We start from the raw sequence: 15840 nt of genomic DNA, 5'->3' as shown, positions 1-15840 counted from the left end.
CTCAAAATTTAAATTGTCTATGATATTGGGCTGTCTCTATTAGCCGATCACAGCCAAAATGTCGCTTTCACGCAAAATTAAGTATTCTTTGCCGTCATATTTTACTTCTGTGCCGGCGTATTTTGAGAAGATAATGCGATCGCCAACAGCAACTTCAACTGCAACACGTTCACCGCTGTCTAATACACGACCAGTACCAACTGCTACTACTTTACCTTCTTGAGGTTTTTCTTTAGCTGTGTCAGGCAATACGATGCCGCTTGCTGTTTTTTCTTCTGTTTCAACAAGTTCAATTACAACGCGATCACCTAATGGCTTTAACAAGGGAAACAACCTCCTCAAATATCTTTTGAGATTTTCAAAATTTATTCCTTATTCATTATTAGCACTCATTGCTATCGAGTGCTAACACCAATTATTATATTAAAGAAACCTCCTCTATTTTTCAAGTCTCTTTTAAAAAAATTTTAACATCCTCCATTAAGTGCTTACCTTGTCAAAATTGTTTTTCTTTCTTAAAACCATTGTGTGTTAAAATAGTCATATGAATCTTTTATAAAGGAGAACTATTCGTGAAAAAGCAATATTGGTGGATCATCATTACGTACATCATTATGCAGCTCTCATCCTATATTGGAGTTCCCCTTTTTTATGAACTGGGTGTTGGCGTCGATGGAAATCTCAATGCAGGACTTTTTCAAGCGCAAGCATATTGGTCGATTACAAGTTTTACTGCTGCGTTTGTCATTATTTTATTTCTCCTTCGTCATGAACGAAAAAATAATGTCCGGATTGAAAAAGCTTCTTTCGGCGAATCTGCCATATGGGCTGTTTTCGGAGTTTTTTTAGCTTTTTTCATTCAAACAATCGTTGGCAATATTGAAATATATGTACTTAAAGTTAATCCGATGTCGGAAAATACTCAAGTTATTATGGATTTAATTGAAGCAACGCCTTATTTGATTATTGTCACATCAATAATAGGACCGATTCTTGAAGAAATTATCTTCCGAAAAATTATTTTCGGGGTGATTTATCAAAAAACGAATTTTTGGATCGGCGCGCTTGTCAGTTCGCTATTATTCGGCATCGTGCATGGGGAGCCTGAACTTTTATTGCGTTATACAGCAATGGGATTTACGTTCGCTTTTTTATATTATAAAACAAAACGCATATTAGTCCCTATTTTTGCCCATACAATGATGAATACAATCGTAGTCATCATTCAAACAATTTATCATGATGAGATTGAAAACATGATGAAGCAAATGGAACAAATACAAATCATTATTGGAGGCAGCTAAGATTATGAATTTTCATCCCGTTTCCATGGGACTCTTCTATTTTATCATGGGAGTTCTATTTACATATTTAGCAATTCATCATGCTGAAAATGGTATGTGGACAGCTACAAATATGATTTTAATGATTTTAGCCACGTTTGATTTTGCTGTTTCCATCCGCATGTTCACTTTCTCATATAAAATTCGGAAAGCAAAAAACAACCGATGAGGTGTAATGATATTATCCCTCTTGTGTAGACAGTAGGAAAAAAGCCTATACTGTCTACTTGACAGGGATATGTTTATAACAGCCCATCGGTTTTACTTTTGATCTGATTCTTTTATTTGAGAAGACTGTGCTTTTTTGTAAGCAAATCTTGAAACAATGATACTTATTTCATACAAAATGAATAGCGGAATCGTGACCATTAAATGCGACACAATTTCAGGCGGCGTAATGATCGCTGCGATAACAAGCAATACAAAATACGCATATTTTCTAACCTTTACCAAAAACGCCGGATTGATGATCCCGAGTCTTGTTAAAAACATAATGACAACGGGAAGCTGAAACAACAGTCCGAAAGGCAATGTTAACTGCAGCAGGAAACGAAAGTATTCATTTATTCCTATCATTTGTTGAATGTTTAAATCATTGGAAAGCCGCCCCATAAAATCGATGACAAAAGGAAACAAAATAAAATAAGAGAAGCTTATACCTAAAAGAAATAAAGCAACCGACAACGGTATATAGCTTAATGTGACCCGCCTTTCTTTTTCATACAGTCCTGGGCTGATAAACGCCCAAAGCTGGTACAATAAAACAGGGAAAGTTAGAATTAAAGCAATAATAAATGTAAACTGCATATAAACGATCAATGGATCTGCAGGACGAAAAGCATTTAAGGCGAATTGCTTTGCTTCATCAGTTTGCTGTAAAAAAACAATAATTGGCTTCGCTATGAAAAAGCCAGTAATCATAGCAACGAAAAAGAAAACGACTACAATAATCAGCCGTTTTCTAAGCTCCGCTATATGCTCCAACACGGACATTTTTTTTTCGCTCATCATTATTCATCCATTCTTCTTGCTATTCATTTTTCTTGTTTTCTTCATCATCGTCTGCTAAGCCCTTCGTGGCACTTTTAAACTCCTTTAATGATTCTCCTATAGCTTTTCCAAGCTCAGGAAGTTTTTTCGGCCCGAAAACAAGCAGAGCTGCAAATACAATCAACAGCAAGCTTCCAATTCCAATTGTTGGCATTTAATATCGCTCCTTCAATCTTCATTCGAATAATGTTTTAAAAAATATGCAAGAGCCTGAAGTTCAACAGATAGATCGATATGATGAATCCGAATTTTATCCGGAACATTTAAGCGAGCCGGCGTAAAATTTAAAATGCCTTTTATGCCTTTTTCCACTAACCGATCCGTTATTCCTTGAGCGGCGGTTGCCGGGACCGTTAATATCGCAACAGGCACATCATCAGGCAATTCACTTTCTAGCTGATCCAAATGATAAATTGGAACTCCACCAATTTTCATTCCTACTTTTCGTTTATTAATGTCAAATGCAATAACAATTTGTGTGTTGTTATTTTTTGTAAAATTGTAATTTAAAAAAGCTGTTCCCAAATTTCCGACGCCAATGAGGGCAACTTTGGTCAACTCATCTTGGTCAAGCGTCTTTCTAAAAAATGATAACAAATAATTGACATTATATCCATAACCTTTTTTGCCCAGCGCTCCGAAATATGAAAAGTCCCTTCTAATTGTCGCAGAATCTACTTTTACTGCTTCACTCAGTTCTTGAGAGGAAACACGTTGTTTTCCCGAGGCATGTAAATTTTGCAAAAACCGATAATATAGAGGTAATCTTTTTGCAGTTGCTTGCGGTATCTTAGATTGATCTTGATTCAATGCTCATCCCTCGCAATCCAAAACAACCTGACTAATTTTGTTTTTAGCTATGTTTTCTAGCAAGCGGCTGCTCGCCTGTATGAAACAATATCAGACTGATAACGCTTCCATCCTGATCTTCTTCTCCGTCTACATTTCTTTTTATTTGTTTTTTCTCCAAACTCTCCTTATATAAAAACTATACACTATTTTTTTATTCGTGTCTTTTGAACGATTGTTACAATTTCTTGTCCTTTTGTTCATCAGGTCAGTTGCCTGCAGTCAAATATATAGGCTACACTTATTCTAGCAAAGATTGAGGTGAACTATGGATGATTTTATTGCAGTTAAACAAAATCACAAAATATTATGGTGCTGACCTTATTTTATCGAATATTAAGCTGGAAATCCAAACAGGAGATAAAATCGCCGTTGTAGGCCGCAATGGAGCCGGAAAATCAACATTATTGAAAATCATTGCCGGTGAAATGCCCTTTGATTCTGGTGAAATTGTGAAGCCAAAAGATTTAACAATCGGCTATCTGGCACAAAACACAGGATTAGAATCAACTAAGTCGATATGGGATGAAATGCTAACCGTTTTTGAAGAGCTGCGGAACATCGAAGCTGAGCTGCGAAATATTGAACAAAAAATGGCAGCTATCTCCTCAGCTGGAGATTCTCATGCTTTGCAAAGCTTAATGAAGGAATATGATTCACTCCAACATTTATATAAAGAAAATGGCGGATATCAATATGAGGCGGATATCCGTTCTGTGCTGCATGGATTAGGGTTTGCTGATTACGACTATTCAACTAAAATTTCGGTTTTGAGCGGAGGACAAAAAACCCGGTTAGCACTCGGAAAGCTCCTGTTGAAAAAACCGGATCTGCTCATACTCGACGAGCCGACAAACCATCTTGACATGGAAACATTAAACTGGCTCGAACAATATTTACAGCATTATAATGGAGCGGTTCTAATTGTTTCCCACGACCGGTACTTTTTAGATCGCGTTGTCAACACTGTTTATGAAATATCACGAACAGTTTGTACGAAGTATGTTGGGAATTACAGCGCTTATTTAAAACAAAAAGCGGAAGCGTACGAAAGGGAATTAAAACAATTTGAAAAACAGCAAGAAGAAATCGCGCGGATGAAAGATTTTATTCAACGAAACTTAGCAAGAGCATCGACAACGAAACGTGCGCAAAGCAGAAGGAAAATGCTTGAGAAAATGGAAATACTGGACAGACCCGCTGGGGACGAGAAGTCAGCCAGCTTTTCCTTCGAAATCGAAAAGCAAAGCGGCAATGACGTGTTAAAAGCCATTGATTTGTCCCTTTCCTACGATCAAAAAACTCCGATCGTGAAAAATATTAACTTTTCGATCAACAGGAAGGACTCAATTGCCTTAATAGGGCCAAACGGAGTTGGAAAATCTACCTTATTAAAAACGATCATCAACCGCTTAAAGCCGCTGAGCGGAAAAATTCAGTTTGGATCTAATGTCCAAATCGGATATTATGACCAGGAACAAGCGGATTTGTCTTCATCTAAACGGGTTTTAGATGAATTGTGGGATGACTATCCCGAAAAAACAGAAAAAGAAATCCGAACGGTTTTAGGGAATTTTCTTTTTTCCGGAGATGAAGTGCTGAAAACCGTCTCGTCTTTAAGCGGAGGAGAAAAAGCTCGGCTCGCTTTAGCGAAATTAATGCTAAAAAAAGCTAACTTTCTCATCATGGATGAACCTACGAATCATCTGGATCTCGACAGCAAAGAAGTATTGGAAAACGCTCTGATAAATTTTCCTGGAACAATCTTGTTTGTTTCGCATGATCGTTATTTTATCAACAAAATCGCGACCAAAATTTTTGAATTATCCACAGAAGGCATTGCCGAATATATCGGGGACTATGATTATTACATTGCAAAAAAAGCGGAGATGATCGAGCTTGAACAGTTGAAAGAACCAACTATCGAAACCAAAGAGCAAAAACAAGGAAAATTATCTTATGAACAAGAAAAAATATTGAAAAAAAAGGAACGGCAAAGACAGCGCCGCATTGAAGAACTTGAAAACAAAATAGCAGAAATTGAAGAAGCGATCGCTGAAAACAATGAAATGCTTTGCGATCCAAATATATACCAAGATCATGAAAAAGCTCAAAAACTTCATGATCAAAATGTCATGTTAACGGAACAACTAGATCAACTGATGGAGGAATGGGAATCACTTCTTTCTGAATAACCGGCTCATGCCGGTTTTTTATTTATTTTGTTTCCTTCAGCATGTTTCTCTCAAACAGTTATCCACATCATTAGTTCCTTACCTTATAATATTTTTCTTATTTGTTCACATTATCCACAACAAACCCCTTTAGTTATCCACATGTTTCACCTTGTTTTTTCTTCTTCTATTTCAATGTTTCGTCTTATTTATCCAAAATGAAGCTTTTCTTTGTGGATAACCTGTGGTTAAAACAAAAAAATAGGGCCGCTGTTCATTCGACCCTATTTTGCCTCTATATATATGACGTTAATTCCAATCCAGGATGAGCATTCATACGATAATCACCGAAAATTCCTTTTTCATAAAGTACATCAGCGAAAGCTGCAATCATGGCCGCATTATCTGTGCATAAGGACAATGGTGGAATGACGAGGTCGATCCCTTTTTTCTTTTTGAATGCTTCCTCCATAGCAGTTCTTAATCCTTTATTCGCCGCTACTCCGCCTGATAAAAGAACTTGCTTAGCTTGATACTTCTCACTGGCACGAACAGTTTTTTCCACTAAAACTTCTACAACACTTTGCTGAAAACTTGCAGCCATATCTTTCGGATCTATCGTGATCCCTCTTTGCGCCGCGTTATGAAGAGTGTTAATCACCGCTGACTTCAGCCCGCTGAAACTAAAATGAAACGAGCCTTCTTCAAGCCATGCTCGCGGCAAATCAATGGAAGCAGTTCCTTCATGTGCTAGCCTGTCGATATGAGGCCCGCCCGGATAAGGCAGGTTTAATGTTCGCGCTACTTTATCATAAGCCTCTCCTGCTGCATCATCAAGTGTTTCCCCAATCACCTCAAAACAACCGTGCTCCTTCATATAGACAAGCTCTGTATGGCCGCCGGAAACAACTAATGCAATCAGCGGGAAAGAAAATTCTTTCACAAGACGGTTCGCATAAATGTGTCCTGCAATATGATGTACTCCGATTAGTGGAAGATCATACGCAAAAGCTAAAGCCTTTGCGGCATTGACTCCAATCAATAATGCACCAACCAGCCCCGGTCCTTCTGTCACGGCTATGGCGTTCAAATCGTGATACGAAAGATTCGCCTGTTTTAACGTTTCTTCTAATACGAGAGTAATTTGCTCGACATGATGGCGTGAAGCGATTTCTGGAACGACTCCGCCAAAACGTTTATGGCTTTCAATTTGGGAAGCAACGACTTGTGCAACAATTTCTTTTCCGTTTTTCACAATGGCAGCTGCTGTTTCATCACAGCTTGTTTCAATTCCTAAAATTAATCGATCTTTCATTATAAATTCACCTGCATTAATATCGCATCTTCTTGGTTATCCGTATAATAGTTTTCCCGGATTCCGATTGGTTCAAAATTCAATTTCTTATATAATGATTGCGCAACAGTATTCGAAACTCGGACTTCTAATGTAACGGTTTTGGCTCCTTTTTCTTTTGCTACGTTTAAAACGCTTCTAAGCAGGGTCTCTCCCAGCTTTTTTCCCCGATACGCTGGAGAAATAGCAATATTGGTAATCTGCCCATCATCAACAATCACCCATAAACCGCAATAACCTACAACTTTTCCTTCATATTCTATTACTAAATAAGTAGCAAAATGGTTATGGACCAATTCCCGATAAAATGATTCCTTTGTCCAAGGAACCGAAAATGACAGCTGTTCGATTTCATAAACACGATGTATATCTTCAACTGTCATTTTTCGAACATTTACTTGATTATTAATCATGTTGACGTTTTTTGCTGCTCGATCCATTTCGCTTCCGCCTCTGCTAACCTTAAATAATTTGGCACAAACTGATGAACATTGACTGCTTCTCTAGTCATTCCCAGCAAACCTAGCAATCCCGGACGCGGCTGGTGCAATGACGGATCCCCGATGACTGCCAACTCACCCATTATTTCTTTGATCAGATCTAAATGAAGAGAAACATCATTCCCTAAAAAGAGCACCCGCTTTTTGAGCTGTTTTATTTCATTCAACCAATCTTCTAGCAGAATATTTCTGTCTTCTTTCACACAAAGTATGTTTTCTTTAAATTCATACAGCCCGGTATAAACTCGTCCTCTTCTTGCATCAAATAAAGGGCAAATCAATCCGTCAAAAAAACGCCCGTTCAGCGCAAGCACTTCAAGACTGGAAACGCCCGTTAAAGGAATGTTTCTAGCCCATGCAAGCGTCTTAGCAATTGTTACACCGATTCGCACACCAGTATAAGAGCCAGGACCTTGGGCAACCACAATCTTTGTTAAGTCGCTGGGCTGAACGTGGCACTCTTTCAAAAGATAATCAACTGCCGGCATTGCACGAACAGAATGGTTTTTTTTCAAGTTCGTCATATATTCGCCAATAATTTTAGTTTCGTCTACTAACGCAATGCCTAAACAGTCGTTTGATGTATCAATCGCTAATACCGTCATCAGTAAAAAACTCCTTACACAGCTTAATATATCTTTTTCCCTTCGGCCTAAAAATTAGAGATCTTGTATTGTCCTGAATGTAACGGATGAATACATCCAGTCTTTCCTCCGGCAGTTGATCTTCTATATAATGCGCCCACTCTACAACTGTTACACCGTCTCCATCAAAAAACTCATCAAACCCTAAATCCTCATCGCTATTTTCAATCCGATAAACGTCCATATGATAAAGCGGCAGTCTGCCGTCTGTATACTCCTTCATGATTGTAAAAGTAGGACTGCTCACTGTTCTGCCAATGCCCAAACCTTTTGCCAGTCCTTTCACAAATGTAGTTTTGCCTGCTCCAAGATCTCCTTCAAGCGTAATCACATCGCCCGCTTGTAAGTGCTGAGCCAGCTTCATCGCCATATTCCCTGTCTCTTCAGGATTTGTTGTTTTTATTTCAAATTGATCCAAATGAATCACCTTTTTTAAAATGATTGTAGCCTTTGCTTAATAGCCGTTTGCGAATATTTTTTTCTTGCAAATAAACCGATGGGCTGCCTTCAAATACTTCTCCGATCTTCGTTATGCGTATTCCTTCTTGCTCGCATTTTTTTTTCAATACTTCAAAGGAATGTTTAGAAGTCGTTCCTACCAGTTCAAAATCTTCTCCTCCAGTGATAGCCCACTCAAATTGCTTTTCTAACGGCAATAATTGTATTGAATCACTTAATGGAAGAAGATCTTTATGTACGACGATTTGTACGTTGCTCATGTCAGCTATCTCATTCAATTCGCTTGCAATACCGTCACTAATATCATTAAGGCTCGCCCGATCCACTTCAGAAATAATCCTGCCCGCTTTTACTTGCGGCTTCGGACGTCTATGGCGAGATACTAAATATTGATAATCGTCCTCCGGCAAATTGAACTCATCGTTTAATAGAAGGTGCAATCCAGCAGCTGAATCCCCCAGAGTACCCGTAACAAAAACCACATCCCCCGGTCTTGCTGAGCTTCTCAATTGGGCTTTCCCGCGTTCAACTTCTCCAATCAAGGTGACGGTGATGACAAGGTGATCAGCAATAGAAACAGTATCTCCACCGATTAAATCCACTTTATATTTTTCTGCGGCATCTGCCATTCCTTTGTATATAGATTGTAAGTCTTTCTCGTGCCATCGAGAGGGAATCGCAATGGAAACTAAAAAATACTTTGGAATCCCGCCCATTGCGGCAATATCACTAATGTTCACTGCCAAACATTTAAAGCCGATATCAAAAGGCTCCATTGTTTTACGTAAAAAATGAACCCCTTCGACCATTGTGTCTGTGCAGACTATTTGCTGAAAACCTTTATTCGGTGTGTAAACTGCGGCATCGTCACCTATTCCGACAACAAGGCCTTCATGAAAATAATGTGCTGGCCGAATACTTCGGATAAACTCAAATTCATCCTGAATTGACATATAAAACCTCTTTCTTTAAAAGATGCTCTCCTAAAGAATCCAATTCAATCCTCTTGTATAGTTTACCGCATATGTTTAGCTTATCCAAGATATTCATAAAATAAAAAAACGAAACGTTGAACGTTTCGTTAGTTGTTCGTATATTGTTGTAATGGCGGTCCCGACGGGAATCGAACCCGCGATCTCCTGCGTGACAGGCAGGCATGTTAACCGCTACACTACGGGACCATTGGTTGCGGGGGCAGGATTTGAACCTGCGACCTTCGGGTTATGAGCCCGACGAGCTACCGGACTGCTCCACCCCGCGATAATTTAGAAAGCTTATATTCAAATGAATTGCCTGGCAGCGTCCTACTCTCGCAAGGGACAAACCCTCACTACCATCGGCGCTGAAGAGCTTAACTTCCGTGTTCGGGATGGGAACGGGTGTGACCTCTTCGCCATTGCCACCAAGCAATTTTTTTCTATTCATTGTTCCATTCAGTTCGATGGACAACTACTATTATAACTTTTTGATCGCAGTTGTCAACACTTTTTTGAATATCATTCTTTCAAAACTAGATAACGGTTCCTTCACGAATAGATGCTCTTTCTTGGTTAAGTCCTCGATCGATTAGTATCCGTCAGCTCCACGTGTCACCACGCTTCCACCTCGGACCTATCTACCTCGTCATCTTCAAGGGATCTTACTCGCGTTTAGCGATGGGAAATCTCATCTTGAGGGGGGCTTCACGCTTAGATGCTTTCAGCGCTTATCCCTTCCGCACATAGCTACCCAGCGGTGCCCCTGGCGGGACAACTGGTACACCAGCGGTGCGTCCATCCCGGTCCTCTCGTACTAAGGACAGCTCCTCTCAAATTTCCTGCGCCCGCGACGGATAGGGACCGAACTGTCTCACGACGTTCTGAACCCAGCTCGCGTACCGCTTTAATGGGCGAACAGCCCAACCCTTGGGACCGACTACAGCCCCAGGATGCGATGAGCCGACATCGAGGTGCCAAACCTCCCCGTCGATGTGGACTCTTGGGGGAGATCAGCCTGTTATCCCCGGGGTAGCTTTTATCCGTTGAGCGATGGCCCTTCCATGCGGAACCACCGGATCACTAAGCCCGACTTTCGTCCCTGCTCGACTTGTAGGTCTCGCAGTCAAGCTCCCTTCTGCCTTTGCACTCTCCGAATGATTTCCAACCATTCTGAGGGAACCTTTGGGCGCCTCCGTTACCTTTTAGGAGGCGACCGCCCCAGTCAAACTGCCCACCTGACACTGTCTCCCGCCCCGATCAGGGGCGCGGGTTAGAATGTCAGTACAGCCAGGGTAGTATCCCACCGTCGCCTCAGCGCAAGCTGGCGCTCACGCGTCTCTGGCTCCTACCTATCCTGTACAAGCTGTACCCACATTCAATATCAGGCTGCAGTAAAGCTCCACGGGGTCTTTCCGTCCTGTCGCGGGTAACCTGCATCTTCACAGGTACTATAATTTCACCGAGTCTCTCGTTGAGACAGTGCCCAGATCGTTACGCCTTTCGTGCGGGTCGGAACTTACCCGACAAGGAATTTCGCTACCTTAGGACCGTTATAGTTACGGCCGCCGTTTACTGGGGCTTCGGTTCGCACCTTCAGCTACAGCTTAAGCGCTCCCCTTAACCTTCCAGCACCGGGCAGGCGTCAGCCCCTATACTTCACCTTACGGTTTCGCAGAGACCTGTGTTTTTGCTAAACAGTCGCCTGGGCCTTTTCACTGCGGCTCATCATGGCTTATCACCTTGATGAGCACCCCTTCTCCCGAAGTTACGGGGTCATTTTGCCGAGTTCCTTAACGAGAGTTCTCTCGCTCACCTTAGGATTCTCTCCTCGCCTACCTGTGTCGGTTTGCGGTACGGGCACCTCTCACCTCGCTAGAGGCTTTTCTTGGCAGTGTGGAATCGGGAACTTCGGTACTTCCTTTCCCTCGCCATCACAGCTCAAGCACACGGCAAGCGGATTTGCCTGCTTGCCAGCCCTAACTGCTTGGACGCGCACATCCAGCCGCGCGCTTGCCCTATCCTCCTGCGTCCCCCCATTGCTCAAACGGTGAGGAGGTGGTACAGGAATATCAACCTGTTGTCCATCACCTACGCCTTTCGGCCTCGGCTTAGGTCCCGACTAACCCTGAGCGGACGAGCCTTCCTCAGGAAACCTTAGGCTTTCGGCGGAGGGGATTCTCACCCCTCTTTCGCTACTCATACCGGCATTCTCACTTCTAAGCGCTCCACCGGTCCTTCCGGTCCGGCTTCGATGCCCTTAGAACGCTCTCCTACCGCTGACACCAACGGTGTCAACCCGCAGCTTCGGTGATACGTTTAGCCCCGGTACATTTTCGGCGCAGAGCCACTCGACCAGTGAGCTATTACGCACTCTTTAAATGGTGGCTGCTTCTAAGCCAACATCCTGGTTGTCTAAGCAGCTCCACATCCTTTTCCACTTAACGTATACTTTGGGACCTTAGCTGGCGGTCTGGGCTGTTTCCCTTTTGACCACGGATCTTATCACTCGCAGTCTGACTCCCAAGGATAAGTCATTGGCATTCGGAGTTTGACTGAATTCGGTAACCCGATGGGGGCCCCTCGTCCAATCAGTGCTCTACCTCCAAGACTCTTCCCTTGAGGCTAGCCCTAAAGCTATTTCGGAGAGAACCAGCTATCTCCAAGTTCGATTGGCATTTCACCCCTACCCACACCTCATCCCCGCACTTTTCAACGTGCGTGGGTTCGGGCCTCCAGCAAGTGTTACCTTGCCTTCACCCTGGACATGGGTAGATCACCTGGTTTCGGGTCTGCGACCTCGTACTATTTCGCCCTCTTCAGACTCGCTTTCGCTGCGGCTCCGCCTTTCGGCTTAACCTTGCACGAAATCGCAACTCGCCGGTTCATTCTACAAAAGGCACGCCATCACCCATCCCGGGTCCCCGCAAAAGCCTGCTTTTGTGGGTGGGAATAGGGCTCTGACTACTTGTAGGCACACGGTTTCAGGTTCTCTTTCACTCCCCTCCCGGGGTGCTTTTCACCTTTCCCTCACGGTACTGGTTCACTATCGGTCACTAGGGAGTATTTAGCCTTGGGAGATGGTCCTCCCTGCTTCCGACGGGATTTCACGTGTCCCGCCGTACTCAGGATCCACTCGGGAGGGAACGGAGTTTCGACTACAGGGTTGTTACCTTCTCTGACGGGCCTTTCCAGACCTCTTCGTCTACCCCGTTCCTTTGTCACTCCTTAATCGAGTGTCCTACAACCCCAAGAGGCACGCCTCTTGGTTTGGGCTGTTCCCGTTTCGCTCGCCGCTACTCAGGGAATCGCTGTTGCTTTCTCTTCCTCCGGGTACTTAGATGTTTCAGTTCCCCGGGTTGCCCTCCATACCCTATGGATTCAGGTATGGATACTGCCCCATTACGGGCAGTGGGTTCCCCCATTCGGACATCTCCGGATCGACGCTTACTTACAGCTCCCCGAAGCATTTCGGTGTTTGTCCCGTCCTTCATCGGCTCCTAGTGCCAAGGCATCCACCGTGCGCCCTTTCTAACTTAACCGTTTCTTCCTAACATGAGCGATCTATTCGTGAATGTCTTTCCGTTATCCAGTTTTCAAAGAACAATCAAGAAGGATATGATCCTTCAAAACTAAACAAAACGGAAAAGCGCACCCTATTTCAATGTATATATCCTTAGAAAGGAGGTGATCCAGCCGCACCTTCCGATACGGCTACCTTGTTACGACTTCACCCCAATCATTTGTCCCACCTTCGGCGGCTGGCTCCCGTAAGGGTTACCCCACCGACTTCGGGTGTTACAAACTCTCGTGGTGTGACGGGCGGTGTGTACAAGACCCGGGAACGTATTCACCGCGGCATGCTGATCCGCGATTACTAGCGATTCCGGCTTCATGCAGGCGAGTTGCAGCCTGCAATCCGAACTGAGAGTGGTTTTTTGGGATTCGCTCCACCTCGCGGTTTCGCTGCCCTTTGTACCACCCATTGTAGCACGTGTGTAGCCCAGGTCATAAGGGGCATGATGATTTGACGTCATCCCCACCTTCCTCCGACTTTTAGCCGGCAGTCACCTTAGAGTGCCCAACTGAATGCTGGCAACTAAGGTCAAGGGTTGCGCTCGTTGCGGGACTTAACCCAACATCTCACGACACGAGCTGACGACAACCATGCACCACCTGTCACCCTGTCCCCGAAAGGGGAACGCCCTATCTCTAGGGTTGTCAGGGGATGTCAAGACCTGGTAAGGTTCTTCGCGTTGCTTCGAATTAAACCACATGCTCCACCGCTTGTGCGGGTCCCCGTCAATTCCTTTGAGTTTCAGCCTTGCGGCCGTACTCCCCAGGCGGAGTGCTTAATGCGTTTGCTGCAGCACTAAAGGGTGGATACCCTCTAACACTTAGCACTCATCGTTTACGGCGTGGACTACCAGGGTATCTAATCCTGTTCGCTCCCCACGCTTTCGCGCCTCAGCGTCAGTTACAGGCCAGAGAGCCGCCTTCGCCACTGGTGTTCCTCCACATCTCTACGCATTTCACCGCTACACGTGGAATTCCGCTCCCCTCTCCTGCACTCAAGTTCCCCAGTTTCCAATGGCCGCTCGCGGTTGAGCCGCGAGATTTCACATCAGACTTAAGGAACCGCCTGCGCGCGCTTTACGCCCAATAATTCCGGACAACGCTTGCCACCTACGTATTACCGCGGCTGCTGGCACGTAGTTAGCCGTGGCTTCCTCGTCAGGTACCGTCAAGGTACCGCCCTGTTCGAACGGCACTTGTTCTTCCCTGACAACAGAGCTTTACGATCCGAAGACCTTCTTCGCTCACGCGGCGTTGCTCCGTCAGACTTTCGTCCATTGCGGAAGATTCCCTACTGCTGCCTCCCGTAGGAGTCTGGGCCGTGTCTCAGTCCCAGTGTGGCCGGTCACCCTCTCAGGTCGGCTACGCATCGTCGCCTTGGTGAGCCGTTACCTCACCAACTAGCTAATGCGCCGCGGGCCCATCCTGCAGTGACAGCTAAAAGCCGCCTTTCAACCGAAAACCATGCGGTTTTCGGTGTTATCCGGTATTAGCTCCGGTTTCCCGAAGTTATCCCAGTCTGCAGGGCAGGTTGCCCACGTGTTACTCACCCGTCCGCCGCTAACCTAAAGGAGCAAGCTCCCTTCGGTCCGCTCGACTTGCATGTATTAGGCACGCCGCCAGCGTTCGTCCTGAGCCAGGATCAAACTCTCCAAAAAAAGTTTGTCACCAAATGCTCTTGTCAGAATCAACAGGCACGCTTTTCGTTTTGTTCAGTTTTCAAAGATCATTTTGGAGCGGGTGATGGGAATCGAACCCACGACATCAGCTTGGAAGGCTGAGGTTTTACCACTAAACTACACCCGCGCGAAAATATTTGTTTTTCTATTTAGATGATAAACACGCATTTTCCATGCCTCTTCCTCTTCCAGCATTGTTCGAGGATGTAAATGCGTCGAGGCAACTCGCAGATTATTCATTGAAGTGTCGCTCGTGGCTGAGGTTTTACCACTAAACTACACCCGCATATCTTAATTTATTCATGCAATTTTGCTTTTAAGCCTTTATTGATCAAAATCGGGAAGACAGGATTCGAACCTGCGACCCCATGGTCCCAAACCATGTGCTCTACCAAGCTGAGCTACTTCCCGATATGGCGCGCCCGAGAGGAGTCGAACCCCTAACCTTTTGATCCGTAGTCAAACGCTCTATCCAATTGAGCTACGGGCGCATTCCACAGGTTTTTTATTGTAACTCACTTAAAATATGATGTCAACACTTTTTTGGTGCGGTAGAGAGGACTCGAACCTCCACGGGGTCGCCCCCACTAGGCCCTCAACCTAGCGCGTCTGCCATTCCGCCACTACCGCGAATATGCGGGTGGAGGGACTTGAACCCCCACGCCGTAAGGCGCTAGATCCTAAGTCTAGTGCGTCTGCCAATTCCGCCACACCCGCATTAAATGGTGAGCCATGGAGGATTCGAACCTCCGACCCTCTGATTAAAAGTCAGATGCTCTACCGACTGAGCTAATGGCTCATAAAAAGTAATTTCTTCTAATCTGTTTTAAAGTCGGTCAGATGTCCCTTCCTCTTCCAGCTTTCTCAAGGTGCTGGATGCGTCGGGACAACTCGCTGCTTATTCAACGAAGCCTTGCTCGTTGCTCTACCGACTGAGCTAATGGCTCTTATTATTTTTATAATAAGTGGCTGGGCTAGCTGGATTCGAACCAGCGCATCACGGAGTCAAAGTCCGTTGCCTTACCGCTTGGCTATAGCCCATCAAAAAGTCACAAAATTTATTGTAACATTTTTTGAACGCTATGTAAAGACTTTTTGGTTTGGATTTTTTAAAGTTAGAAATAGGAAGTTTTTCAACTTCCTATTTCAGCGAATATGAATGACCCGTACGGGATTCGAACCCGTGTTACCGCCGTGAAAGGGCGGTGTCTTAACCACTTGACCAACGGGCCATTTTT

At 44.3% G+C, this 15840-nt stretch carries 12 protein-coding genes, 10 tRNA genes and 3 rRNA genes; 3 read left to right on the top strand and 22 right to left on the bottom strand.

Features of this window, described 5'->3' with window-relative positions; all coding sequences use genetic code 11:
- Positions 1-39 precede the first annotated feature (39 nt).
- On the bottom strand, positions 40-324 hold the full coding sequence (gene groES, locus NSU19_RS02230; RefSeq protein WP_063388689.1) for a co-chaperone GroES: 285 nt from the start codon (positions 322-324) through the stop codon (positions 40-42).
- A gap of 248 nt (positions 325-572) precedes the next feature.
- Between groES and NSU19_RS02225 the strand changes: the two genes are divergently transcribed.
- Positions 573-1304, top strand: coding sequence for a type II CAAX endopeptidase family protein (locus NSU19_RS02225; protein ID WP_339198474.1), 732 nt, complete (start codon positions 573-575; stop codon positions 1302-1304).
- Between the two features lie 4 nt (positions 1305-1308).
- On the top strand, positions 1309-1512 hold the full coding sequence (locus NSU19_RS02220; protein ID WP_063388687.1) for a YdiK family protein: 204 nt from the start codon (positions 1309-1311) through the stop codon (positions 1510-1512).
- Between the two features lie 92 nt (positions 1513-1604).
- Here the strand turns inward: NSU19_RS02220 and tatC are convergent, their stop codons facing one another.
- The 3 genes from tatC to NSU19_RS02205 are packed head-to-tail and all read right to left on the bottom strand — an operon-like array spanning position 1605 to position 3203.
- A complete protein-coding gene (gene tatC / locus NSU19_RS02215; RefSeq protein WP_130158248.1) occupies positions 1605-2351 on the bottom strand; it encodes a twin-arginine translocase subunit TatC in 747 nt (248 codons plus the stop codon).
- A gap of 22 nt (positions 2352-2373) precedes the next feature.
- Positions 2374-2547, bottom strand: a complete 174-nt coding sequence (locus tag NSU19_RS02210; RefSeq protein WP_063388685.1) for a twin-arginine translocase TatA/TatE family subunit — start codon at positions 2545-2547, stop codon at positions 2374-2376.
- Positions 2548-2561: 14 nt separating this feature from the next.
- Positions 2562-3203, bottom strand: coding sequence for a redox-sensing transcriptional repressor Rex (locus NSU19_RS02205; protein WP_063388684.1), 642 nt, complete (start codon positions 3201-3203; stop codon positions 2562-2564).
- Positions 3204-3514: 311 nt separating this feature from the next.
- On the opposite strand from NSU19_RS02205, the gene NSU19_RS02200 reads away from it, so the two are divergent.
- The gene (locus NSU19_RS02200; RefSeq protein ID WP_144598516.1) at positions 3515-5437 is read left to right on the top strand and encodes an ABC-F family ATP-binding cassette domain-containing protein; all 1923 of its coding nucleotides are present in this window, start codon (positions 3515-3517) and stop codon (positions 5435-5437) included.
- A gap of 274 nt (positions 5438-5711) precedes the next feature.
- Here the strand turns inward: NSU19_RS02200 and tsaD are convergent, their stop codons facing one another.
- The 18 genes from tsaD to NSU19_RS02110 form a co-directional block, all read right to left on the bottom strand.
- Positions 5712-6731, bottom strand: coding sequence for a tRNA (adenosine(37)-N6)-threonylcarbamoyltransferase complex transferase subunit TsaD (tsaD, locus tag NSU19_RS02195; protein ID WP_130158245.1), 1020 nt, complete (start codon positions 6729-6731; stop codon positions 5712-5714).
- Positions 6731-7210 (bottom strand): ribosomal protein S18-alanine N-acetyltransferase, encoded by a 480-nt coding sequence (rimI, locus tag NSU19_RS02190; protein WP_063388681.1) that lies wholly within the window; start codon positions 7208-7210, stop codon positions 6731-6733. The genes tsaD and rimI overlap by 1 nt, the downstream gene beginning before the upstream one ends.
- On the bottom strand, positions 7180-7875 hold the full coding sequence (gene tsaB, locus NSU19_RS02185; RefSeq protein WP_066248096.1) for a tRNA (adenosine(37)-N6)-threonylcarbamoyltransferase complex dimerization subunit type 1 TsaB: 696 nt from the start codon (positions 7873-7875) through the stop codon (positions 7180-7182). Before tsaB ends, rimI begins: the two co-directional genes overlap by 31 nt.
- A complete protein-coding gene (gene tsaE / locus NSU19_RS02180) occupies positions 7856-8332 on the bottom strand; it encodes a tRNA (adenosine(37)-N6)-threonylcarbamoyltransferase complex ATPase subunit type 1 TsaE (RefSeq protein ID WP_130158243.1) in 477 nt (158 codons plus the stop codon). Before tsaE ends, tsaB begins: the two co-directional genes overlap by 20 nt.
- The gene (thiL, locus tag NSU19_RS02175) at positions 8319-9326 is read right to left on the bottom strand and encodes a thiamine-phosphate kinase (protein ID WP_063388678.1); all 1008 of its coding nucleotides are present in this window, start codon (positions 9324-9326) and stop codon (positions 8319-8321) included. Before thiL ends, tsaE begins: the two co-directional genes overlap by 14 nt.
- 152 nt (positions 9327-9478) lie before the next feature.
- Positions 9479-9554: transfer RNA gene (locus tag NSU19_RS02170), tRNA-Asp, on the bottom strand.
- Between the two features lie 2 nt (positions 9555-9556).
- Positions 9557-9633: transfer RNA gene (locus tag NSU19_RS02165), tRNA-Met, on the bottom strand.
- A gap of 31 nt (positions 9634-9664) precedes the next feature.
- Positions 9665-9780 (bottom strand): 5S ribosomal RNA (gene rrf, locus NSU19_RS02160).
- Positions 9781-9919: 139 nt separating this feature from the next.
- Positions 9920-12889, bottom strand: a 23S ribosomal RNA gene (locus NSU19_RS02155).
- Between the two features lie 138 nt (positions 12890-13027).
- Positions 13028-14581, bottom strand: a 16S ribosomal RNA gene (locus NSU19_RS02150).
- Together the 16S, 23S and 5S rRNA genes with 10 tRNA genes alongside form the textbook arrangement of a ribosomal RNA operon.
- Before the next feature lie 74 nt (positions 14582-14655).
- A tRNA-Gly gene (locus NSU19_RS02145) sits at positions 14656-14729 on the bottom strand.
- Between the two features lie 210 nt (positions 14730-14939).
- A tRNA-Pro gene (locus NSU19_RS02140) sits at positions 14940-15013 on the bottom strand.
- Positions 15014-15016: 3 nt separating this feature from the next.
- Positions 15017-15093: transfer RNA gene (locus NSU19_RS02135), tRNA-Arg, on the bottom strand.
- Positions 15094-15146: 53 nt separating this feature from the next.
- Positions 15147-15232: transfer RNA gene (locus tag NSU19_RS02130), tRNA-Leu, on the bottom strand.
- A 5-nt stretch (positions 15233-15237) separates the two neighbouring features.
- Positions 15238-15319 (bottom strand) — tRNA-Leu (locus tag NSU19_RS02125).
- A 6-nt stretch (positions 15320-15325) separates the two neighbouring features.
- Positions 15326-15401, bottom strand: a tRNA-Lys gene (locus NSU19_RS02120).
- A gap of 167 nt (positions 15402-15568) precedes the next feature.
- Positions 15569-15643 (bottom strand) — tRNA-Gln (locus tag NSU19_RS02115).
- Positions 15644-15762: 119 nt separating this feature from the next.
- A tRNA-Glu gene (locus NSU19_RS02110) sits at positions 15763-15834 on the bottom strand.
- Between the last annotated feature and the right edge of the window lie 6 nt (positions 15835-15840).

The organism is Aeribacillus sp. FSL k6-2211, from assembly GCF_037966125.1.
Lineage (GTDB): Bacteria > Bacillota > Bacilli > Bacillales > Aeribacillaceae > Aeribacillus > Aeribacillus composti.
Note: the sequence above shows the minus strand (reverse complement) of the source record. Positions and strands in the feature narration are given on the sequence as shown.

Excerpts from the sequence above, each read along its gene's own strand:
- tsaD (WP_130158245.1), bottom strand. The coding sequence starts at position 6,731 with ATGAAAGATCGATTAATTTTAGGAATTGAAACAAGCTGTGATGAAACA.
- thiL (WP_063388678.1), bottom strand. The coding sequence starts at position 9,326 with ATGTCAATTCAGGATGAATTTGAGTTTATCCGAAGTATTCGGCCAGCA.
- tatC (WP_130158248.1), bottom strand. The coding sequence starts at position 2,351 with ATGAGCGAAAAAAAAATGTCCGTGTTGGAGCATATAGCGGAGCTTAGA.
- tsaB (WP_066248096.1), bottom strand. The coding sequence starts at position 7,875 with ATGACGGTATTAGCGATTGATACATCAAACGACTGTTTAGGCATTGCG.
- NSU19_RS02220 (WP_063388687.1), top strand. The coding sequence starts at position 1,309 with ATGAATTTTCATCCCGTTTCCATGGGACTCTTCTATTTTATCATGGGA.
- rimI (WP_063388681.1), bottom strand. The coding sequence starts at position 7,210 with ATGGATCGAGCAGCAAAAAACGTCAACATGATTAATAATCAAGTAAAT.
- NSU19_RS02200 (WP_144598516.1), top strand. The coding sequence starts at position 3,515 with ATGATTTTATTGCAGTTAAACAAAATCACAAAATATTATGGTGCTGAC.
- NSU19_RS02210 (WP_063388685.1), bottom strand. The coding sequence starts at position 2,547 with ATGCCAACAATTGGAATTGGAAGCTTGCTGTTGATTGTATTTGCAGCT.